Source organism: Actinomycetospora cinnamomea (assembly GCF_003096675.1).
GTDB classification, from domain to species: domain Bacteria; phylum Actinomycetota; class Actinomycetes; order Mycobacteriales; family Pseudonocardiaceae; genus Actinomycetospora; species Actinomycetospora cinnamomea.
On record NZ_QEKW01000019.1, the window covers coordinates 20,513 to 39,702 of the forward strand.

Annotated in this window: 27 protein-coding genes; 15 read left to right on the forward strand and 12 right to left on the reverse strand. The window is 76.0% G+C overall.

The window, feature by feature from the left end; genetic code table 11:
• Positions 1–239 precede the first annotated feature (239 nt).
• On the forward strand, positions 240–593 hold the full coding sequence (locus C8D89_RS24315) for a VOC family protein (RefSeq protein ID WP_243418344.1): 354 nt from the start codon (positions 240–242) through the stop codon (positions 591–593).
• Here C8D89_RS24315 and C8D89_RS24320 read toward each other — a convergent pair.
• The 4 genes from C8D89_RS24320 to C8D89_RS24335 all read right to left on the reverse strand — a co-directional run bounded on the left by C8D89_RS24320 (position 590) and on the right by C8D89_RS24335 (position 3,367).
• Positions 590–871, reverse strand: coding sequence for a hypothetical protein (locus C8D89_RS24320; protein ID WP_116710725.1), 282 nt, complete (start codon positions 869–871; stop codon positions 590–592). The two genes, C8D89_RS24315 and C8D89_RS24320, sit on opposite strands and share 4 nt — an antisense overlap.
• A complete protein-coding gene (locus C8D89_RS24325) occupies positions 868–1,179 on the reverse strand; it encodes a hypothetical protein (protein WP_116710726.1) in 312 nt (103 codons plus the stop codon). The genes C8D89_RS24320 and C8D89_RS24325 overlap by 4 nt, the downstream gene beginning before the upstream one ends.
• Before the next feature lie 133 nt (positions 1,180–1,312).
• Positions 1,313–1,825 carry a mycothiol transferase gene (locus C8D89_RS24330; RefSeq protein WP_116710727.1) on the reverse strand — a complete coding sequence of 171 codons (513 nt, stop codon included), beginning with the start codon at positions 1,823–1,825 and terminating at the stop codon, positions 1,313–1,315.
• A 30-nt stretch (positions 1,826–1,855) separates the two neighbouring features.
• Entirely contained in the window at positions 1,856–3,367 is a 1,512-nt protein-coding gene (locus C8D89_RS24335) for a class F sortase (protein ID WP_116710728.1), read from the reverse strand.
• A 159-nt stretch (positions 3,368–3,526) separates the two neighbouring features.
• Here C8D89_RS24335 and C8D89_RS24340 point away from each other — a divergent pair, with 159 nt between their 5' ends.
• The gene (locus tag C8D89_RS24340; protein ID WP_116710729.1) at positions 3,527–3,754 is read left to right on the forward strand and encodes a hypothetical protein; all 228 of its coding nucleotides are present in this window, start codon (positions 3,527–3,529) and stop codon (positions 3,752–3,754) included.
• 2 nt (positions 3,755–3,756) lie between these two features.
• On the opposite strand, the gene C8D89_RS24345 is transcribed toward C8D89_RS24340, so the two are convergent.
• Complete coding sequence (locus C8D89_RS24345; RefSeq protein WP_116710730.1) at positions 3,757–4,155, reverse strand: hypothetical protein; 399 nt, start codon at positions 4,153–4,155, stop codon at positions 3,757–3,759.
• A 506-nt stretch (positions 4,156–4,661) separates the two neighbouring features.
• Between C8D89_RS24345 and C8D89_RS24350 the strand changes: the two genes are divergently transcribed.
• Positions 4,662–5,528 carry a Clp protease N-terminal domain-containing protein gene (locus C8D89_RS24350; RefSeq protein WP_116710731.1) on the forward strand — a complete coding sequence of 289 codons (867 nt, stop codon included), beginning with the start codon at positions 4,662–4,664 and terminating at the stop codon, positions 5,526–5,528.
• 33 nt (positions 5,529–5,561) lie between these two features.
• Positions 5,562–5,834 carry a hypothetical protein gene (locus C8D89_RS24355; RefSeq protein WP_116710732.1) on the forward strand — a complete coding sequence of 91 codons (273 nt, stop codon included), beginning with the start codon at positions 5,562–5,564 and terminating at the stop codon, positions 5,832–5,834.
• A 4-nt stretch (positions 5,835–5,838) separates the two neighbouring features.
• Here the strand turns inward: C8D89_RS24355 and C8D89_RS24360 are convergent, their stop codons facing one another.
• On the reverse strand, positions 5,839–8,157 hold the full coding sequence (locus C8D89_RS24360) for a CDP-alcohol phosphatidyltransferase family protein (protein WP_243418345.1): 2,319 nt from the start codon (positions 8,155–8,157) through the stop codon (positions 5,839–5,841).
• A gap of 51 nt (positions 8,158–8,208) precedes the next feature.
• Between C8D89_RS24360 and C8D89_RS24365 the strand changes: the two genes are divergently transcribed.
• The 3 genes from C8D89_RS24365 (at position 8,209) to C8D89_RS24375 (ending at position 9,885) form a co-directional block, all read left to right on the forward strand.
• Positions 8,209–9,186 carry a zinc-dependent alcohol dehydrogenase gene (locus C8D89_RS24365; RefSeq protein ID WP_116710734.1) on the forward strand — a complete coding sequence of 326 codons (978 nt, stop codon included), beginning with the start codon at positions 8,209–8,211 and terminating at the stop codon, positions 9,184–9,186.
• A 69-nt stretch (positions 9,187–9,255) separates the two neighbouring features.
• Entirely contained in the window at positions 9,256–9,474 is a 219-nt protein-coding gene (locus C8D89_RS24370) for an FmdB family zinc ribbon protein (protein ID WP_116710735.1), read from the forward strand.
• A gap of 12 nt (positions 9,475–9,486) precedes the next feature.
• On the forward strand, positions 9,487–9,885 hold the full coding sequence (locus tag C8D89_RS24375; RefSeq protein ID WP_116710736.1) for a 6-pyruvoyl trahydropterin synthase family protein: 399 nt from the start codon (positions 9,487–9,489) through the stop codon (positions 9,883–9,885).
• A 1-nt stretch (position 9,886) separates the two neighbouring features.
• On the opposite strand, the gene C8D89_RS24380 is transcribed toward C8D89_RS24375, so the two are convergent.
• The gene (locus tag C8D89_RS24380) at positions 9,887–10,366 is read right to left on the reverse strand and encodes a L,D-transpeptidase (protein ID WP_243418346.1); all 480 of its coding nucleotides are present in this window, start codon (positions 10,364–10,366) and stop codon (positions 9,887–9,889) included.
• Between the two features lie 95 nt (positions 10,367–10,461).
• Positions 10,462–10,770, reverse strand: a complete 309-nt coding sequence (locus C8D89_RS24385) for a DUF3040 domain-containing protein (RefSeq protein WP_116710737.1) — start codon at positions 10,768–10,770, stop codon at positions 10,462–10,464.
• A gap of 107 nt (positions 10,771–10,877) precedes the next feature.
• Here C8D89_RS24385 and C8D89_RS24390 point away from each other — a divergent pair, with 107 nt between their 5' ends.
• The 5 genes from C8D89_RS24390 to C8D89_RS24410 all read left to right on the forward strand — a co-directional run bounded on the left by C8D89_RS24390 (position 10,878) and on the right by C8D89_RS24410 (position 15,328).
• Positions 10,878–11,900, forward strand: coding sequence for a glycosyltransferase family 4 protein (locus C8D89_RS24390; protein WP_116710738.1), 1,023 nt, complete (start codon positions 10,878–10,880; stop codon positions 11,898–11,900).
• Positions 11,901–11,920: 20 nt separating this feature from the next.
• Positions 11,921–12,790 carry a methyltransferase domain-containing protein gene (locus C8D89_RS24395; protein WP_207787401.1) on the forward strand — a complete coding sequence of 290 codons (870 nt, stop codon included), beginning with the start codon at positions 11,921–11,923 and terminating at the stop codon, positions 12,788–12,790.
• 131 nt (positions 12,791–12,921) lie between these two features.
• Positions 12,922–13,983: a lysylphosphatidylglycerol synthase transmembrane domain-containing protein gene (locus tag C8D89_RS24400; RefSeq protein ID WP_116710740.1), complete on the forward strand. Its 1,062-nt coding sequence runs from the start codon at positions 12,922–12,924 to the stop codon at positions 13,981–13,983.
• On the forward strand, positions 13,932–14,528 hold the full coding sequence (locus tag C8D89_RS24405) for a histidine phosphatase family protein (protein WP_165825917.1): 597 nt from the start codon (positions 13,932–13,934) through the stop codon (positions 14,526–14,528). Before C8D89_RS24400 ends, C8D89_RS24405 begins: the two co-directional genes overlap by 52 nt.
• 83 nt (positions 14,529–14,611) lie before the next feature.
• The gene (locus C8D89_RS24410; RefSeq protein WP_116710742.1) at positions 14,612–15,328 is read left to right on the forward strand and encodes a GNAT family N-acetyltransferase; all 717 of its coding nucleotides are present in this window, start codon (positions 14,612–14,614) and stop codon (positions 15,326–15,328) included.
• 9 nt (positions 15,329–15,337) lie between these two features.
• Here C8D89_RS24410 and C8D89_RS29515 read toward each other — a convergent pair whose 3' ends face one another.
• The 4 genes from C8D89_RS29515 to C8D89_RS24420 form a co-directional block, all read right to left on the reverse strand.
• Positions 15,338–15,487, reverse strand: coding sequence for a hypothetical protein (locus C8D89_RS29515; RefSeq protein ID WP_165825918.1), 150 nt, complete (start codon positions 15,485–15,487; stop codon positions 15,338–15,340).
• Positions 15,488–15,613: 126 nt separating this feature from the next.
• Positions 15,614–15,739, reverse strand: a complete 126-nt coding sequence (locus C8D89_RS30875) for a hypothetical protein (protein ID WP_279323404.1) — start codon at positions 15,737–15,739, stop codon at positions 15,614–15,616.
• Between the two features lie 85 nt (positions 15,740–15,824).
• On the reverse strand, positions 15,825–16,280 hold the full coding sequence (locus C8D89_RS24415) for a hypothetical protein (RefSeq protein ID WP_116710743.1): 456 nt from the start codon (positions 16,278–16,280) through the stop codon (positions 15,825–15,827).
• Positions 16,281–16,362: 82 nt separating this feature from the next.
• Positions 16,363–17,340 carry a GDP-L-fucose synthase family protein gene (locus C8D89_RS24420; protein WP_116710744.1) on the reverse strand — a complete coding sequence of 326 codons (978 nt, stop codon included), beginning with the start codon at positions 17,338–17,340 and terminating at the stop codon, positions 16,363–16,365.
• 125 nt (positions 17,341–17,465) lie between these two features.
• Here C8D89_RS24420 and C8D89_RS24425 point away from each other — a divergent pair, with 125 nt between their 5' ends.
• Genes C8D89_RS24425 through C8D89_RS24435 form a run of 3 tightly spaced genes read left to right on the forward strand, consistent with a single transcriptional unit; the run spans position 17,466 to position 19,143 of the window.
• Positions 17,466–17,705, forward strand: coding sequence for a ribbon-helix-helix protein, CopG family (locus C8D89_RS24425; protein ID WP_116710745.1), 240 nt, complete (start codon positions 17,466–17,468; stop codon positions 17,703–17,705).
• A complete protein-coding gene (locus C8D89_RS24430; RefSeq protein WP_116710746.1) occupies positions 17,702–18,136 on the forward strand; it encodes a type II toxin-antitoxin system VapC family toxin in 435 nt (144 codons plus the stop codon). Before C8D89_RS24425 ends, C8D89_RS24430 begins: the two co-directional genes overlap by 4 nt.
• A 32-nt stretch (positions 18,137–18,168) precedes the next feature.
• Entirely contained in the window at positions 18,169–19,143 is a 975-nt protein-coding gene (locus C8D89_RS24435) for a glycosyltransferase family 2 protein (protein WP_116710747.1), read from the forward strand.
• Positions 19,144–19,190: the final 47 nt, after the last annotated feature.

The following is a 19,190-nucleotide window of genomic DNA, read 5'->3' on the forward strand; positions in this document are numbered from 1 at the left end:
GTCCTCCCGCCAGTGGTGCTGCCCCATGGTCACTCCCCGAATGGCCTATCGCGCGGTGCCGTTGCGGACGCTGTGTGAGCGGTGTCGCAGCGGCGATCCAGGTCGTTAGCGTGCGGCGTGCCGCAGGGCCGGGGTTCACCACATGGAGTGACGGAAAACGTGCCGCGGCAAACTGACGGAAGGTGTCAGGAACGGGTCCTACCGTCGGCCGCGTCCGTACCCCGAGGATCGGAGGATCGGTGTCGACCACGCTGGCGATGATCAACCTCGACGGCCCCGACCCGCGCGCGCAGGCCGCGTTCTACGGCGCCCTGCTCGGCTGGGAGACCGTCCACGCCGAGGACGAGTACGCGATGATCTCGGGGGAGGGTGCGCCCGTCGGCTTCGGCCGGGTCCCGGGCTGGACGGCGCCACCGTGGCCCGATCCCGAGGGCGCGAAGCGCTACCACCTCGACCTCGCCGTCGACGACCTCGACGCCGCGGTCGCCCGGGCCCGCGAGCTGGGCGCGACGCTGCCCGAGCACCAGCCGGGCGAACGCTGGCGGGTCCTGCTCGACCCGGTCGGCCACCCGTTCTGTCTGTGTCCGCGCTAGCCGGCGCGTGTGGTGAGCACCTGGGTGGCGAGACGGGCGGCGAGGGCGTCGTCGCCCAGCCGGCAGCCGAAGTCGGCGTACGCCCGCAGCTCCCGAGCCACGAGCTCGCCGAGGGCCCCGGGGTAGACGCGCCGGGCGTGGTGGGCGGCGGCGCGCAGGCGGGAGGCCTCGTGGAACGGCATGCCCGCCGCGTCGCCGCGCACCCGGGGCGGGGCGGGGACGCCGTGGGTGGCACAGGCGCCGTGGACCAGCGTGGTGGCCCAGGTCGGGGTGGTCACCGGTCCGCTCCCTCGCGTGCCCCCGGGCCGGCCGTGTCGCCGTCGCGGACGGCCGAGAGCACCTCGGCAGCGAGGCGGGCGATGAGCCCGTCGCCGGCCAGCCGGTACCCGAAGTCGGCGAACGCCCGCAGCTCGCGGTGGACGAGCTCGCCGAGAGCGCCGGGGTAGGCGCGCAGCGCGTGCTCGGCCGCCTCGAGGTACCTCTGGCGTTCCCCGCTGTCGAGCCCGCTGTCGAGCCCGCTGTCGAGCCCGCTGTCGAGCCCCCCGTCGGCGCGGGCCGCCCGGCGTCCCGGTGTCTGCGTCGTCATCGTTGCCCCCTGGGGATCGCCCGCCCGCCTCCCCGGGCGTCGTGATCCCCCCCGGAGGCTCCCCGTCCGCCGCCGGGGCGGCGTCAGGGTCCTCCCCCGATCCTTACCGGGCGTGACCGTGTCCCCTCGGGCGTCAGGTGCGCCGGCGCGCCAGCCCCGCGAGGTAGGCGGCCTGGCCCGCGTGCTGGATGTCGTCGTCGACGACGCTCACCAGCCGCACGCCGCGCGTCACGGGCGGGTCCCAGGCGTCGTCGATGACCTCGTCGAGATCGGTGTCGGCCAGGGTGCGCAGGTAGGCGATGGTCCGCTCGTACACCGCGTCGTGGTAGCCGGTGAGCAGCGCGGGGTCGTCGACGCGCACCGACGCCACCTGCTCGCTCGTGTGCCCGAAACCGATGGACGCGTCGTCGAGCGGCAGGTCGAAGCGCCGGGCCCAGCCGTCGCCGGTGTAGGCCTGCTCGGTGCCGGCGAGCTCGGCGACGTGGTCGTCCTGCACCCTCGTCAGGTGCCAGGCCAGCCAGGCCACGTGGTTGGCCTCGGCGTCGGGCCGCCAGTTCAGTTGCTCGGCGGTCAACCCGTCGAGCGCCCGGGTGAGGTCGCTGCGCGCGCGACCGAAGGCGTCGGCGAGCACGTCGATGGCGTCCACGGTGATCTCTCTCCTGCCCGCCCCGGTCGCTCAGCGCGCCGAGGCGAAGACGACGACGTTGTCCTGGTACGACAGCGTGCCCTCGTCGAAGGGACCCCCACACGTCAGCAGGCGCAACTGGGGTGTCGTCGCCGGCCCGTAGATGCGGGCGGAGGGCATCGCGTCCTTCGGGAAGTACTCGACGGAGTCGACGGCGTAGCGCGCGGTGCCGCCGTCGGACCGGGGCACCTCGACGAGGTCGCCGGGGCGCAGGCGGTCCAGCTGGGCGAACACCGCCGGCCCGTGCCGGGTGTCGACGTGCCCGGCGAACACGGCCGGGCCGGGGTCCCCGGGCACGGCGCTCGAGGTGTACCAGCCGACCTTGCCGAAGTCGGTCGGAACCTGCAGGGCCCCGCGGTAGTCGATGCGGAGGTCGACGACGTTGAGCGCGGCCAGCCCGATCGACGGGACGGACATGCCCGTCGGGCGCAGGCCGTCCGGGACCGGGGCGGTCGCGGCGGCCTGTGGCATCCGCGGCGCGGGCGGGGCGTCCGGGGCGTCGGAGAACAGCCCGCCGAACCAGTCGCCGATCGAGCCGAGCACCGTCCGCGCCGCCGACCCGCCGAGCCCGGCCTCGGTGCCCCCGCGCGGCACCGGCGGTACGCGCGGCGGGGCGGGCCGGGGCGTCTCCGGGTCGGGCGTCGGCCGCGGGGTCGGCGTCGGGGGTGCGGGCGTCGGGGTCGTCCCGGGACCGGGCACCCCGGCCGCGGTGGCGGCGTCGGGGACCGCCTCGACGGCGATCCGGCCGTCGGGCTCGCGGGTGACGAGCAGGGTCGTCACGCCCGTGTCGGCGAGCGTCACGGTCGTCTCGTGCGTCGGGCCCCGCCGCGAGCGGACGTCGAGCTCCCACTCGCGCGCGGGCACCGTCGCGTACGGGGTGGTGGAGCCGTAGAAGAGGTCGCGGGCCAGCGGCGGGCCGCCGCGGAGCTCGACGTCGAGCGCGCCCACACCGCCCGCGCCCTGCACCATGCGCACCTGCGCCGTGCCCGGGGCAGCGGGCGCGGTCTGGTCGTCGAGCACCTGCAGCTCCGGGCGCCCACTGCTCGGCGAGTCGACGAACGCCGCGGTCTGCGCGGTCCCGCCCGGGACCTCCACCGACACCTCGACCGCCGGCGGGCTGTCCGGGCTCGCCCCCGCCGGGCGCGCGGTGATCGTGTAGGTGCCGGCCGGCTGGGTCAGGTACGGCGACGCGGCGCGGTAGGCGACCCCAGGCGCGACCAGGGTCTGCGGCTCGTCGGGGCCGGTCACGTACACGTCGATCGCGGACGTGGCGGGGGAGAGGTGCGCGAGCCGCAGCATGCCGGTCGACGTGTCGGCGGTCGCCGAGCGGACCCCGAGCGCGACCGTCACCGAGGCGACCGCGAGCACCACCGCGGCGACCGCGAGCCACAGCACCACTCGGCGGCGCGACCGGGCACCGAGGGCCCGCGCGGACACGAGCTCGGCCGGGCCGTCCGTGGGCGGGAGGACGGGGGCGGCCGGCTGGTCCGGTTCGGGCGGCACGGGGACTCCTCATGGCTGAAGAGGGGGAGCGCGGTCACCCTAACGGGCCACTGCTCTGATCGGAGCACTACCCGGAACGGCCGGTTCCGGGATCTCCGTCCCCTCCTGCCCTGGGCGAACACGGCCGCGCGGGCGACCTCACCGGGCCACGCTGGGCCCATGAGCTCCAGCCTGTACCTGGCCCTGCGCAGCGGCCACGAGCACACCGTGTCCAACCTCGACGACGACGCGGCCGCGGCGCTGCGGGCGAAGATCGTGGCGCACCTCGAGGCCCGCGAGTCGCACCCGACGCTCGACCTCGGCGACGGCACGACGGTGCGCACCGACGCCGTCGTGCTCGCCCGCATCCACGACGAGGGCCCGCGGACGGGGTTCGTGGGCGGCTGAGGTCAGTTCGCGGTGCGTGGCCGCGGGACCATGGGGGCGGTCGCGCACCGCGGGCAGGCCATGGCGCGCCGGCGGGCGAGGTAGGCCGCGATCCGCCGGCGCGCGGTGCTCGGGGCGGGGCGGGAGACGCCGAGGTCGTCGAGCGCGATGTCCCACAGCACGGGCAGGTCCGGGTCGTCCCAGTCGCGCCCGGCGAGGTCGACGAGCAGCGCGGTGTCCAGGCCCGCGCCGACCCAGGCGATGGCGAGCTCGACGATCTCGGCGGGGTCCCACGGCTTGCCCAGCACCTGCGCGGCCCGGGCCTCCGCGGGCGTCATGCCGCGCAGCGACGGCAGGGCCGCGAGGCCGAGGAGCCCCCGATCGGCGGTCGCCCACGCCGTGACGGTGCTCGTGCTGCCCATGGTTCCCCCCACGTGATGGCCGAGCGTGAGCGGGCGCCCCTCCCGTCTCACTCGCTCAGGCTATCGCGTTCCTCGCAGACGTGACCACGGCCACCCCGACACCGGCGTGTACCCGGCCGGCCGGGGGGTGGCACACGGGGTGTGCCAGCAATGCGGCATTGCTGGCGTTCAACGCCAGGATCGCCACATCCTCGCCGGCGCGACACGCCGAGGCAGCCGAGGCAGCCGGGGCCGCGCGGGCCCGCCAGGCACTCGTCCGTGTCCGTGATGTCCCGGTCCGGCGTGTCGCGGGCGGTTCCGCCGGACGTGGGTGCCTCGACCCCCGTCGTCGGCACCGGGTCACCGACCGTCGGCGACCGTCCCCCACGCTCGTCCCGCGCCCACCGGCGCCGTCCCGGTCGGGACCAGCGGACGTGACGACCGGTGGACCCCGCGACCCGGACGTGCCCGGGCCGGCGCGCCGTGGTTCGCCCGCCGCCGGGGCGACCCGGTAGGAGACACGGGCCATGGGGACCACGACACCCATCCACGACGCGCTCGCCGAGGCGCTGCGCGAACTCCAGCACGACCTCGACCTCGCCTGCGAGGTCCCGGTCGGCGAGACCGCTGACACCCCAGCGGACCCCGCCGACGCCGACCCGGCCGACCACGTCGACGCCGACCCGGCCGGCCACGCCGACGCCGACGACACCGACGACGCCCCCGAGCACGACACGCACGACGAGAACGACGGGCACGACGGGCACGACGCGCACGACACGCACGACGCGCACGACGGGCACGACACGCACGACGAGAACGACACGCCCGACGCGCCCGCGGAACCGGACATCTCGAACGCACCCGACACGCCCGCTCCGGACGACGCGGCCCCGACCGTCGCGGCGGACGCCGAGGAGGTCGTCGCGCTGGCGTGGTGCGAGGCCGACGAGCGGGGTCACGGGTGCTTCGGCACCGGACACCTGCTGCTCGGGCTGGTCCGCGCCGACGGCCCCGAGGCGGGGCTGCTCGCCGCGGCCGGTGTCACGCCGGGCACCGCCGACGCGGCCATGGTGCTGGTCGCGTCGAACTCGGTCTCGGAGCCCGTCGTGCCGGGCGCCGGGTACGACCCGGTCGCGGACGCGTCCGTCGCCGAGGTGCTCGACGCCGCCGCCACCACCGGCCACGTCACCGCGGCCGGCCTGCTCGCCGCGCTGCTCGCCCGCCCGTGGGGGCAGGCGGCCGAGATGCTCGCGGCGCTGGGTGTGGCGTCGAGCGACCTCGCGAGGGCGGCGGACGCGATCGCGGAGAAGCCCTCGGCGCCGCCGCGCCCGCTGCCCCGCGACCCGAGCGGTCTGCTGTCCACGGCCTGGCGCGCCCCGGTCGACGCGTGACGATCACCGCCCCGGCAGGGCACGATCGCCCCCATGGCGAAGCCCAGCTGGATCCGCGCCGCGGACGGCGACTGGTACCGCGCGTCGGAGGTCGTCGCGGTCAAGACGATGCCGCACAACCCCGAGGGCGGCTTCATGGTCACCGTCGAGACCCACCGTCACGACAACATCGACGTCACCGGCCGCATCACCGACGCCGACGCGGCGGCGAGCTGCCGCGACGCCCTCGCCCACCTCCTGGCGCAGGCCGACGAGGGCACGGTGATCACCTACGGCGAGGGCCGGTTCGCGACCGAGAGCGTCTGACGTCTCACGGCTGCGGCCCGTACGCGTCCAGGAACCGGTCGCGGAAGGCGTCCATCCGCCACACCGGCGCGCCGGCGTCGGGGCTCAGGCCGTCCGACCAGCCCCAGGACGCGATGCGCTCGAGGACGGCCGGGTCGCGGCTGAGGATCGAGACGGGCACGTCCCGGCTCGCCCCGGGCCCGGTGATCATCGGGTAGGGCTGGTGGTCGCCGAGTACGACGAGCACGGGCGCGCGCTCGGGGTGCTGGACGGCCTGGCGTTCGGTCCACGCGACGACCGTCTCCAGCGAGTACTCGATCGAGCGCCGGTACTCCTCGCGCACCTGCTCCGCGGGCGTCGTGAAGATGGACTCGAAGGTGCGCTGGGCCCCGTCGGCGGGCGCGAACACCGACCCGTCGCCCACGGCCTCCCACGGCACGGTCCGGGGCAGGGGCGCCCACGGCCCGTGGCTCGAGGTCAGCGCGATCTCGGCCATCAGCGGGGGACGGTCGGCGCGCCCGTACTCGAGGCGGTCGAAGGCGGCGAGCGCGTACTGGTCGGGCATCGTCGACCAGCTGTAGCGCGACCCGCGGTAGCCGAGGTCGGCGGCGCCGTAGGCCCGGTCGTAGCCGAAGAACGACGCTTCGGGCCACGCCTTGGTGGTGCCGGGCGCGACGGCGACGGCGCGCCAGCCGGCCTCGTGGAACGCGAGGGGCAGCGTGAGGCGGTCGGAGGCGACGAGGTCGCGGTGGCGCTGCTCGCCGTCGATCCACAGCCCCGACAGCAGCGTCGCGTGCGCGAGCCAGCTCCCGCCGCCGGCGACGGGGGAGGTCAGCACGCCGGTCCGTGCGTCGTAGCCGAGGGCGCCGAGGCGACGCTCGCCGTCGGCGAGCACCTCGCGCACCGGCCCCGACAGCGCCGGGTCATCCAGGGCCGACATCCCGTAGCTCTCGACGACGGCGACGATCACGTCGCGCCCGCGCAGGGCGGTGAGCAGCTGGTCGCCGGGCACGTCGCGGTAGGCGTCGACGGACGCCTCGGCCTCGAACGCCTGTTGGTCGCGCAGCCCGTCCTGCACCGCGAGCGTGCGCTCGACCGTGCGGATCGACGCGTCGCGCGCGGCGAGCGGCACCCCGGGCACGAGCTGCGCCGACCCCGCCCACGCCACGGCCCACGCCACCGTCAGCACCGCGGCCAGCCGCAGCGCCCCCGTCCGGTGCCGGCCGGCGATCCGCGCCAGCCGCGCCACGGCCCCGCCCGTCGCCGCCAGCAGCGCCACCCCGAGCAGGGCGACGAGCACCGCGACGACCGTCCCGACCGCCGGCCCCGAGGTCTCGGCGACGAAGTCGTAGGCGTTGCCGAGCAGCACCGCGTCACGCACCGGGTCGAACGGGCGCGCGAGCGACAGCGAGAACCCCAGGTCGAACAGGGTCAGCACCAGCAGCAGCCCCAGCGCCACCCCGCCCGCCCAGGCGGCCCACCGGCGCGCCCGCGGCGGCAGCAGCACCGCGACGACGAGCGCGCCGATCACCTCCAGCGGCAGGCGCACCCACGTCAGCGGGCCCACGAGCGCGAGGTCGCCGGGCGTCAGCAGCGCGACGAGCACGAGCACCCCGGCCGCGACGGTGACCAGCGCGGCGAGCGCCGGGCGGACGCGCACGGGGTGCGTGCCCGCCGCGCGCCGGAGCCGGACGACGTCGCGTCCGAACGACCACGCGAGCGCGGCGAGCGCCGCCGCGACGAGCACCGCCGCCACCACGGCCGGCAGCAGCTGCGACGCCGCCACCACCAGCACGATCCCCTGCACCGCGGCGACGACCTTGCCCGAGAACAGCGGGACGAGCTCCCCGCGCAGCCACGGCAGCACCGTGCCGGCGGCGACGAAGAGGTAGCGCGCCAGGCCGATGAGCAGCACCCACGAGCCGAGCAGGCCGGCGACGTGCACCGACAGCACGAGCACCAGCGCCGCGTCGACCTCCATGTCGAAGCGCGCACCGAACGACGAGGCCACCCCGCGGCGGCGCGCGACCGCCCCGTCGACGCCGTCGAGCGCCAGCGCCACGGCCGCGCACGCGACCAGCGCGGCCACGGACACCGGGTCCGCGACCAGGGCTGTGACCCCGACTCCGAGCACCGCGCGCGCCAGCGTCACCCGCCCCGCGGGCCCCAGCCGGTCCACGCCCGCGCCGACGAGCACCGCGACCAGTGCCGCCGCCGCGGTCGCCCCGGCGACGAGGCCGACCGGGCCCAGCCCGAGACCCAGCGCCAGCGCCGCGAGGAGCGCGGCGGAACCCAGCGCGCCGGCGGCGAGCTCGGCGACGAGGGTCGCGGTCGGGCGGGGCACGTCTGCCAGCATGACCGCCCGCGGTGAGGGCGGATGTCAGGAGGGTCGTCGATGGCGGGCAGGGCGCGGGCGTTCCGGGTCGAGGCCCCGGGGCGGGCGGGGATCGTCGAGGTGGCCCTGCCCGAGCCGGGTCCGGGGGACGTCGTCGTGCGGACCCTGCACTCGGCGGTCAGCCGCGGCACCGAGACGCTCGTCTTCCGCGGCGAGGTGCCCGCGAGCCAGTACGACCGCATGCGCGCGCCGTTCCAGGCCGGCGACCTCCCGGGCCCCGTGGTGTACGGCTACCTGAGCGTCGGCGTCGTGGAGGAGGGCCCCGGGTCGGGGCGGACCGTGTTCTGCCTGCACCCGCACCAGGACCGGTTCGTGGTGCCCGCCGACGCGGTGGTGGCGGTGCCCGCCGAGGTGCCGCCCGCGCGGGCGGTGCTGGCGGGGACGGTGGAGACGGCGGTCAACGCGCTGTGGGACGCCGCGCCGCGGGTGGGCGACCGTGTCGCCGTGGTGGGTGCGGGGATGGTCGGCGCGTCGGTGGCGGCGGTGCTGGCGTCGTTCCCGGGGGTGCGGGTGGAGCTGGTCGACGTCGACACGTCCCGCCGCGCGGTGGCCGACGCGCTGGGCGTGGGCTTCGCGACGCCGGACGAGGCGGCGGGGGAGTGCGACCTCGTGCTGCACGCCAGCGCGTCGGAGGCCGGGCTCGCCCGCTCGCTGGAGCTGCTGGGCGACGAGGGCGAGGTCGTCGAGCTCTCGTGGTACGGCGAGCGCGCCCCCCGGGTGCCGCTGGGCGAGGCGTTCCACTCACGACGGCTGGCCGTGCGGGCCTCGCAGGTGGGGCGCGTCGCGCCGGCGCGCCGGGCCCGGTGGAGCACCACCGACCGCCTGGCCCTCGCCCTGCGCCTGCTCGCCGACCCGCGCTTCGACGCGCTGATCACCGACTCCTGCACGTTCGACGAGCTGCCCGACGTCATGGCAGCCCTGGCGGCGGGCGACCGCCCGGGGCTGGCGGTGCGCGTGGACCACCGCGTCGGCCACTGACGCAGCGAACGCGCTGTTCGCTGCTTCTATGCGTACGAGATACCCGTTCGCTCCACCTACACTGGCGCCGTGCCGCGCTACGAGTTCCGCTGCCGGACCTGCGCGTCGACGTTCGAGGTCGAGCGCCCGATGCAGGCCTCCGGTGACCCCGCCGACTGCCCGGCCGGGCACGCCGACACCGTCAAGCTGCTCTCGACCGTCGCGCTCGGCGGACGCTCGGGCGCCCCGGCGCCCGCCATGGCCCCCTCGGGCGGCGGCTGCTGCGGCGGGGGCTGCTGCGGCGGATGATCTGATGGCGCCATGTTCGCCGTGACGGTCCGCGACCACATCATGATCGCCCACAGCTTCGCCGGCGAGGTGTTCGGCCCGGCGCAGGCGCTGCACGGCGCGACGTTCGTCGTCGACGCCGCGTTCCGCCGCGCCGAGCTCGATGCCGACGGCATCGTCGTCGACATCGGCCGGGCCACCGAGGAGCTGCACACCGCCCTGGAGGACCTGAACTACCGCAACCTCGACGAGCACCCCGAGTTCGCCGGCGTCAACACGACGACCGAGTTCCTGGCCAAGGTGATCGCCGACCGCCTCGCCTCCCGGGCCCGGGACGGGCGGCTCGGCGAGGGAGGGCGGGAGCTCGCCGGCATCACGGTGACGCTGCACGAGTCGCACGCCGCCTCGGCGAGCTACGAGCTGGCCCTCTGACTCAGCGGACGATCTCCACCTCGTCGCCGGGCTCGAGTGCGGCGAACACCTCGCGCGCGTCGTCGGGCTCGAGGTGGATGCAGCCGTGGGAGGCGCCGTCGGTCTCGCCGCCGTGGAAGGCGCGGCCCTCGTCGTCGAAGAACACCGCGTAGGGCATCGGCGCGCCCTCGATCTCCTGGCTGACGTGGTGGCGTTCCTTGCGCTGCACCGCGAACGTGCCGGTCGGTGTCGGGTCCTCCGCCGACCCCGCGGTGATCCGCATCGACGGGCTCGTGGCCCGGCCGTCGTCGGTCAGCCAGGCGCGGTGCGCGCTGAGGTCGACGCACACGTCGGCCGTGTCGTCGCAGGGCAGCGAGCTCGGGGCGGCGGTCGCCGGCGCCGCGGTCGCGGGCGCGGCGGCACCGAGGGTCGCCACGGCCGCGAGACCGAGCGGCGCCAGGGTGCGCGGGGTGCGGGCGTGGTGCCGGCGGTGCCGGGCCATCGCGGGACTCCAAGTCGTCGGGGTCGACGGTCGCCGTGACGATCATGACCGACGGGGGCGGCCACGGGCGCCGCGGGGGAGTCCGCGGCGTGCGCTCAGGGTGTATCCGGCGGGCGGCGCGACGATGCCCGGCGCAGCCCGATCGTGGTGGCGACGGTGGTCCCGGCGATCACCACGAACCCGACCGCGAGCGCGAGCAGCGCCCCCGCGGCGAGGGCCAGGGCGCTGACCGCGAGGCAGGCGACGGCCAGGACGTAGCCCATCCGCCGGCGTCCGGCAGGCCCCGCGGAGTCCGCGCGAGGCCCGGCGAGCAGGTCGGGGTCGGTCCGCGTGAGGTGCTGGGTGATCTCGCGCAGGGCGCGGCGCTCGGCGTCGCTGAGGGGCGCGCCGTCGGGTGACGTCATCGCGGACGACTCCTCCGGGGGACTCACGGAGGCGCCGTCGCTGGGGTCGGCGGACGCCGAGGGGCAGGAGCGGTGTGCCCGCTCCGCTCGCGCGTCATGCTGCACCGGTGACCCGACCGCTCACCGTCGTGCGGCCCGTCGAGGACCCGGCGCTGGTCAGCGGCGGCGACGTCTACGACCGGCGGGTGATCGACGGTCTCCGCGCGCTCGGCACCGAGGTGCACGACGCGCAGCTCAAGGGCGCGTGGCCCCGGCCCGACGCCGCCGCCCGCGCCCGCCTCGACCAGGTGCTGCGCGACGACGGTGAGGGCCCGGTGCTCCTCGACGGCCTGGTGGCGTGCGGGGTGCCGGAGGTCGTCGTCCCGCACACGGCGCGGCGCCCCCTCGCGGTGCTCGTCCACCTGCCGCTCGGCGAGGAGGCGCCCGACCTCGACGCCGGTGAGGGCGCGGTGCTGCGCGCGGCCCGGACGGTGATCACCACGAGCCCCTGGGCCGCACGGCGGCTGGCCGGTCACGGTGTCGACGCCGTCGTGGCCACCCCCGGCGTCGACCCCGCCCCGCTCGCGCCCGGCACCGACGGCGCGCACCGCCTGCTCTGCCTCGGCGCGGTCACGCCCACCAAGGGCCAGGACCTGCTCGTCGCCGCGCTCGCGCAGCTGCGGGAGCACCCCTGGACGCTCGACCTCGCGGGCCCCACCGGCCGCGACCCCGCCTTCGTCGCCGACCTGCGCGACGCGATCGACCGCCACGACCTCGCCGACCGCGTCCGCCTCCTCGGCCCGCGGCACGGTCCCGACCTCGACGCCCTCTGGCGCGCGGCCGACCTGCTCGTCGCCCCGTCGCGCGTGGAGACCTACGGCATGGTGGTGAGCGAGGCGCTCGCCCGGGGCATCCCCGTCCTGGCGGCCGCGGTCGGGGGGTTGCCCGACACCCTCGTCGGCGCCGGAGTCTTAACGCCGCCTGAGGACGTTCCCGCGCTCGTCGCAAGACTGGACCGCTGGTTCGCCGATCATGCGCATCGGGAGGGGCGCCGGATCTCAGCGACTTCTCGGCGTTGCAGGCTTCACGGGTGGACGCAGACGTCGCGACGGGTGGCGCAGGTGCTGGCGAGCCTGCTCGCCCCGGATTGAGCGAGGGACGCCCTGGCTGCGTGACACGCAGCGGGGGCGTCCCTCGCTCCTCGCCGCCGGGCCACGCCGCGCCCGGAGCCCCCGCCGCGCCCGACTGGCTCGCGCTGCGCGAGCCCGCCGACGCCGAGGCGCGCGCGATCGACCTCGTCGAGGACCTGCGCGCCGGGCACCCCGCGCCCGGCCGGATCCTCGACCTCGGCGCGGGCACCGGGTCGATGGCCCGCTGGCTCGCGCCGCGGATGCCCGGACCGCAGCACTGGGTGCTCGCCGACCGCGACACCGACCTGCTCGCCCACGCCCTCGAGCGCCTGCCAACCACGGCCCGCGACGGCACGCCTGTCACCGCCGAGACGCGGGCGCTCGACGTCGGGGCCCTGACCGTCGACGACCTCGCCGACCCCGACCTCCAGCCGGACCTCGTCACCGCGTCGGCGCTGCTCGACGTGCTCACCGCCGAGGAGGTCGACGCGATCGCCGCGGCGTGCGTGGGCGCGGGGTGTGCGGCGCTGCTGACGCTCTCGGTGATCGGGCAGGTCCGCCTCGACCCGCCGGAGGCGCGCGACCTCCCCCTCGCCGCGGCCTTCGACGCGCACCAGCAGCGGGTCGTCGACGGCCGGCGGCTGCTCGGTCCGACCGCTCCGGCCGTGGCGGAGTCGGCGTTCACCCGCCGCGGCGCGCACGTGCGGTCGCGGGCGAGCCCGTGGCAGCTCGGGCTCGACGACGTCGACCTCACCGTCGCCTGGCTCCACGGCTGGGTCGCCGCGGCCGTCGCGCAGGACCCCGACCTCGCGCGCCACGCCGACGCCTACCTCGCCCGCCGGCTCGAGGCCGCCGAGCAGGGGCGGCTGCGGGTCACCGTCGGCCACCTGGACCTCCTCGCCCTCCCCTAGAACCCCGCCTCAGAACCCCGCCCCGGAACCCCGCCCCGGAACCCCCCGGAACCCTGCCCCGGATCTCACGTCCGACCCCCGAGAATCCCCCCGCACGCCGCCCGCTCCCCAGCTCCCCACTGGACCGCACCGTGTCGCTCCCCGACATCCCCGCTCCCCGCACCAGCCCGGAGGACACCCCCCGCCGCACCCGCCTCCCCCTCGGCGCCGTCGTGCGCCTGCTCGTCGGCGTCGGCCTGCCCGTGCTGCTCGTCGCCCGCCTCGGTCCCGGCGGCGTGCTCGACGCCCTGGCCGGGATCACCGCGCCGACGGTGCTCGCCGCCCTCGCGCTGGGCGCCGTCACCACCGTCGCCGGCGCGGCCCGCTGGTGCGTCGTCGCCCGCGGCGTCGGGCTGACCCTGTCGCTGCGCACGGCGACCACGGACGCCTACCGCGCCACGCTGCTGAACTCCTTGCTCCCGGCCGGCGTGCTCGGCGACGTCCACCGCGCCGTGCGCCATCACCGTCCCGGCGACGCGCGCGGCACCCGCGCCGTGGTCCTCGAGCGCGTCGCCGGCCAGGCCGTGGTCGTCGCGGTGGGCGCCGTCGTGCTGCTCGCCCAGCCCTCGCTGCGCGCCGCGCTCGTCGGCCCGGGCGCGCTGGTCGCCGTCGGCGGGCTGGTCGTGCTCGTGGTCGCCGCGACGACCTGGCTCGCCACCGCGCGGCGGGCCGCCCGCTGGCGCGGGGGGCTGCTCGCGGCGGTGCGCGACGTGCGCGAGGGCCTGGCGACCCGCCGCACCGGTCCGGCCGTGCTCGGGCTCTCGCTCGTCGGGCTGGGCGGGCTGCTCGCCCTGTTCGTGCTCGCCGCGCGGACCGCGGGGGTCACCGCGCCGCTCGGGCAGCTCCTGCCGCTCGTCACCGTCGCGCTGCTGGCGATGGTGGTACCGCTCACGGTCGGTGGCTGGGGTCCGCGGGAGGCCGCGGCGGCCCTCGCCTTCGCCGCGGTCGGCCTCGATCCTGGTCAGGGCCTGGCCACGGCCGTGGTCTACGGGGTCCTCGCGCTGATCGCGTGCCTGCCCGGGGCGCTGGTGCTGCTCGCGGACGCCGTCGGTCGTCCGAATGCACACCGGGTGCCCACCCTGGCCCCATTACCGTGGCGTTCGTGCTCACCCTCGTCCGCCACGGTCAGAGTGCGGCCAACGCCCGTGGGGTGATGTGCGGACGGTCCGACCCGCCGCTCACCGAGACCGGGCGCCGCCAGGCGCGGGCGCTCGCGACGGGGCTTCCGCGGCCGACGCGGCTCGTGTCCAGCCCGCTGGCCCGGGCCCGCGAGACCGCGGTGCTGCTCGGCGCCGACGTGCCCGTCGAGATCGACGCGCGCTGGACCGAGATGGACTACGGGGCCCTCGACGGCCAGCCGATGAGCGCGCTCGACGGGGACGCCTGGCGCGCCTGGCGCTCGGATCCCGACCACGTGCCCGCGGGCGGCGAGTCGCTCGCGGCGGTCCGGGCCCGCGTCGCCGCGGCGTGCGCCGAGCTGGCGGCGGAGGCCGCGGCCGGCGAGGTCGTGGTGGTCAGCCACGTCTCGCCGATCAAGGCGGCGATCAGCTGGGCGCTCGGGGTGGGCATCGACATCGCGTGGCGGATGTACCTCGTGGACGCCGCGGTCTGCCGGGTCGACACCAGCGGTTCGGTGCCCCTGCTGCTCGCGGTGAACGACGAGGGGCCGCTGCACGCCGGGTCGGTGCTGCCGGCCTGACGCCCGATGCCCGAACGGGTGAGGACCGGCTGGGACAGTGCACGACCGCGGTCACGTCATCGGCCGCCGAGGAAGGAGGAGCGATGGGGCTCCGGACAGGGCTCACGGGGACGGTGACCCGGTACGCGGGCGCGGCCCGGCGGGCCGTCGCGTCGGGGACGGTGGTGCCGACCGCGAAGTCGGTCCTGCGCCGCGTCTCCTCGACCTCGCACTCCTACGGGTTGCGACGCGACCTGCAGGCGCCCCACGAGACGCCCGCCGCGAAGATCCCGATCACGGTGCGCCCGCTCGTCGAGGCGGACGTCGAGCACATCCTCGACCTGCACGCCGAGGTCGGCACCGCCGAGCGCTGGGAGCGCCAGAAGCGCGTCGGCCTGCTCGAGCGCGGGATCGGACGGCCGTTCGTCGCCGTGGACGCCGACGACGACCCCTGCTACGTGCAGTGGCTGTTCGGCGCGGACGAGAACGACGAGGTGCGGGACTTCTTCCACGGCCTGTTCCCGACGCTTGCCGTCGACGAGGCCCTCCTGGAGGGCGCGTTCACCCCGGAGCGGCACCAGGGGAAGCGCATCATGAGCGCGGGCATGTCGATGATCGCGGAGAAGGCGTCCGACCTCGGCGCGCGCCACGTGATGACGTTCGTGGACGTGGACAACCTCGCGAGCCTCAAGGGCTGCGAGCGCGCCGGCTTCGTCCCGGCCGTCGACCGCTGCGAGACCACGCGCTTCGGGCGCACGCGCGTCGCGTTCGAGGAGATGTCTCCGGCCCGGGTCGAGGAGGCCCGGGTCCTGAAGGGCTGACCGGGCGCGTCAGGCCCGCGCGTGCCGCCCGCCCGGCGTCGGGATGACGGTCGTGGCCCCGGACCGCAGGCGCAGGTAGGCCTCGGCGCTCAGGACGATCGGCCGGATGATCCCGGCGCTGGTGGAGGCGGTGGTCTGTGGAGCCGCGTGCTTGGCCATCGGAGTCCCCCCGAGCTCGTGGACCGGCGTCCGTGCCGGCCGTGGTGATCCGTTCTCGCGGGATCCGCACGGATCGTTAACGATCTCACGAGCCGTCGCCCGATCGGGGGATGACCGGGCCGATCGTCAGCGGTGGGTGTCCCACTGGCGCTGGTCGACGGTGCCGTGGACGGCCATGCTCGCCCACGGCGCGATCAGCCACGCCGCCGCTCCCGCCGTCGCACCCGCCACCGCCGTGAAGAAGATGGTCATCGCACCCAACCCCCCGCGCTCCCGGAACGTCTCTGCGCTCTGTCGCGGGGAGGGGTGGCGGGCGTTACGCGGCGGCGGCCCCGGCTCACGGTCCCGCAGCGGCCCCACCCGCCCGGCGCGGGGGCAGCGGGGCGACGAGCCGTCGCACGCCCGCTCGGGCGAGCATGAGGACCACGACCAGCAGGGTCACGGAGAAGAACCCGCCGAGCTGAACGGTGTCGCCGAAGACGAGGTGGACCAGCTCGAGGACGACGAACTTGCTGCCGAAGAGCAGCGCCCACAGGCCCAGTGCAGCCGCCACCTTGCCGGCCGGCCCGCCGGCGGCGCCGAACCACCCCCGGACGCGCTTCTTGGCGGCCACGACGAGCTCGAGCACGCCCTTGAGCAGCACGGCTGTCAGCACCGACAACGTGAAGGTCTCGCTGATGACCGCCGGGAGGTACTCCACGAACAGGTTCAGCACCACCACGTAGACGAAGAGGTCCACGACGTCGGCGGCGGCGCGGGGCGCCACGGGGGGTTCCTCGGCGCCGGCGGCCACCGGCCTCACGGTAGCCGTCGGCGGATCCTCGTGCGAATGATCGATCAGGCGTGACGCGTCCTGCCCGTGGTCGAGGCCCGCGTCACCGGCTCGCCGCCTGCTGCTCGAGGAACCACCGGTAGGTCGAGGCCAGCCCCTCGGCCAGCCCGATCGTCGGCTTCCAGCCCAGCGCCTGCAGGCGCGAGACGTCGAGCAGCTTGCGCGGCGTGCCGTCCGGGCGCGAGGTGTCGTAGACGATCTCGCCCTCGAACCCGACCGTGCGCGCGACCAGCGACGCGAGGTCGGCGATCGGGACGTCCTCGCCGACGCCGACGTTGATCGGCGCGGGGTCGTCGTAGTGCTCGAGCAGGTGCAGGCACGCCGAGGCGAGGTCGTCGACGTGCAGGAACTCGCGCCGCGGCGTCCCCGTGCCCCACACGGTGACCGTGGGATCCCCGGCGACGCGCGCGGAGTGGAACTTGCGGATCAGCGCCGGCAGGACGTGCGAGGTCTCGAGGTCGAAGTTGTCGCCGGGCCCGTAGAGGTTGGTCGGCATCGCCGAGATCCAGGCGCGGCCGTACTCCCGCCGGTAGGACTGCACGCCCATGATACCGGCGATCTTCGCGATCGCGTAGGCGTCGTTGGTGGGCTCGAGCGCGCCGGTGAGCAGCGAGTCCTCGCGGATCGGCTGCTCGGCGTACTTCGGGTAGATGCACGACGACCCGAGCAGCAGCAGCCGCTCGACATCGGCGGCGTGGGCCGCGTCCAGCAGGTTGGCCTGGATGCGCAGGTTGTCGTGCAGGAACTCGACGGGACGCGCCGCGTTGGCCGCGATCCCGCCGACGCGGGCGGCGGCGTCGACGACGACCGCGGGCCGTGTCTCGTCGAGGAACCGGGCCGTGGCGTCGGCGTCGCGCAGGTCGACCTGCGCCGAGCGCACCCCGACGACGTCGGTGAAGCCCGCGGCCCGCAGGTGGCGCACCACCGCGGAGCCCACGAGCCCTGACGAGCCCGCGACGAACACGCGGGCGTCGCGGGTCAGCGGTCGGCCGAGCTCCCAGCCGGTGGCGGAAAGGGGCATGACGTTCCTCCGATGGACGACCGCGCGGGACGACCGCGCCGACGATAGCGACGGTGTCGCGCCCGGTCGCGGTCGTGACCTCTTCTCGCCCCGCATCATGATGCACTGGCCGTATGCTCTGATGCATGCGCACCACGATCAGCATCGACGATCACCTCCTCGACCAGGTGCGTCGCCGTGCCGCGGAGCTCGGCAGGACGGTCAGCCAGGTCATCGAGGACAGCGTGCGCCGCGAGCTGGTGAGACGTGAGGACGATGAGGAGCCGCCCTTCCGCGTCCGTCCGTTCCGCGGCGGTAAGGCTCGGCCGGGTGTCGATCTCGACGACAACGCCGCCCTGCTCGCGACGATGGACGACGACCGGTGATCTCCTGCGATGTCAACGTGCTGGTGTACGCCTACAACGAGGACGGACCTCGGCACGCCGACTACCGCCGGTGGCTCGAGCACGCGGCGAACGGGCCGGAGCCGTTCGGGCTTTCTCCGCAGGTCGAGAGCGGGTTCGTGCGCGTGGTGACCCATCCCAAGGTGCTGGAGTCATCGCTGACGGCCGACGAGGCCTTCGATCTGCTCGCCGACCTCCGACGTGCTCCCGCCGTCGTGGACATGCTCCCGGGCTCACGTCAGCGCGCCGTCTTCGAGGAGCTCTGCCGGGGGACATCAGCACGGGGTAACGCGGTCCCCGACGCCTACCTCGCGGCGCTGGCGATCGAGCACGGCTGCGACTGGTACTCGGCCGACCGCGGATTCACCCGGTACCGGGGCCTGCGCTACCGGCATCCCCTCGACGCCGACTGATCCCGGCGGCGGGACCGTGTCAGGGTGGCGGCGTGGACGAACCCGACGGGGGCGGTGGGCGACGGGCGCGCGTCTCGGTCTGCGTGCCGCTCCGCGACAAGGTCGACTACGTCGGGGCCACGATCGACAGCGTCCTCGCCCAGACGTTCGCGGACTTCGAGCTCGTGGTGGTGGACAACGCGAGCACGGACGGCTCGAGCGCGGTGGTCGACCGGTACGACGACCCTCGGGTGCGGGTCGTGCGGCACGCCGAGACCCTGTCGATGATCGACAACTTCAACGCCACGGTCGCGGCGACCCGCGCGCCGCTGGTGAAGGTGCTCACTGCGGACGACCTGATCGAGCCGCAGGCGCTCGCCCGCCAGGTCGCCGTGATGGAGGCCGAGCCCGATGTCGCGGTCGTGTCCAGCCGCCACCACCTCGTCGACGACCGCAACCGGATCGTCGCCCGTGACCGCGCCCTGCCCACCGCCGACCTCCTCGGGCGGCAGGGTCGGGCGGCGGTGGTGCGGCGGGTGGTGCGCGACGGCGGCAACCCGCTCGGGGTGCCGGGCGACATGCTGTTCCGGCGCTCGGCGTTCGACGCCGTCGGCGGCTTCCCCACCGACGACTCGTTCGTCCTCGACGTCGCCCTCGCCGTCCGGCTCACCACGGCCGGCGACTTCTACGGCCTGGCCGAGACGCTCTCGCGCTTCCGGCTCGCGGTCGACTCGGCCGGCGCGGCCGACCGCCGCCGCAGCATCCGGGCCCAGCGGGCTTTCGTCCAGGGGCTGCAGCGCGAGCACGGCGACGTCGTGCGCCGGCGCGACGTCGCCTGGGGCTGGGCACGGTGGCCGTTGACGTCCCTGCACCACCGGGCCGTCGCGGCGGCGTCGTCGGACCCCGACTCGTGGCGGCACCGCGCGACAGCGCCGTTGTTCCGCAGCGGAGATCGTCCCGACCGCCGATGCGGGGCCACGGACACGCGGGGCACGCCACCCGCTCCATCCCCCCGGAGGAGTGGGTAGCGCGCCCCTGCCGCCAACTTAGAGCACGACTCGGTTGGGTGACCAGG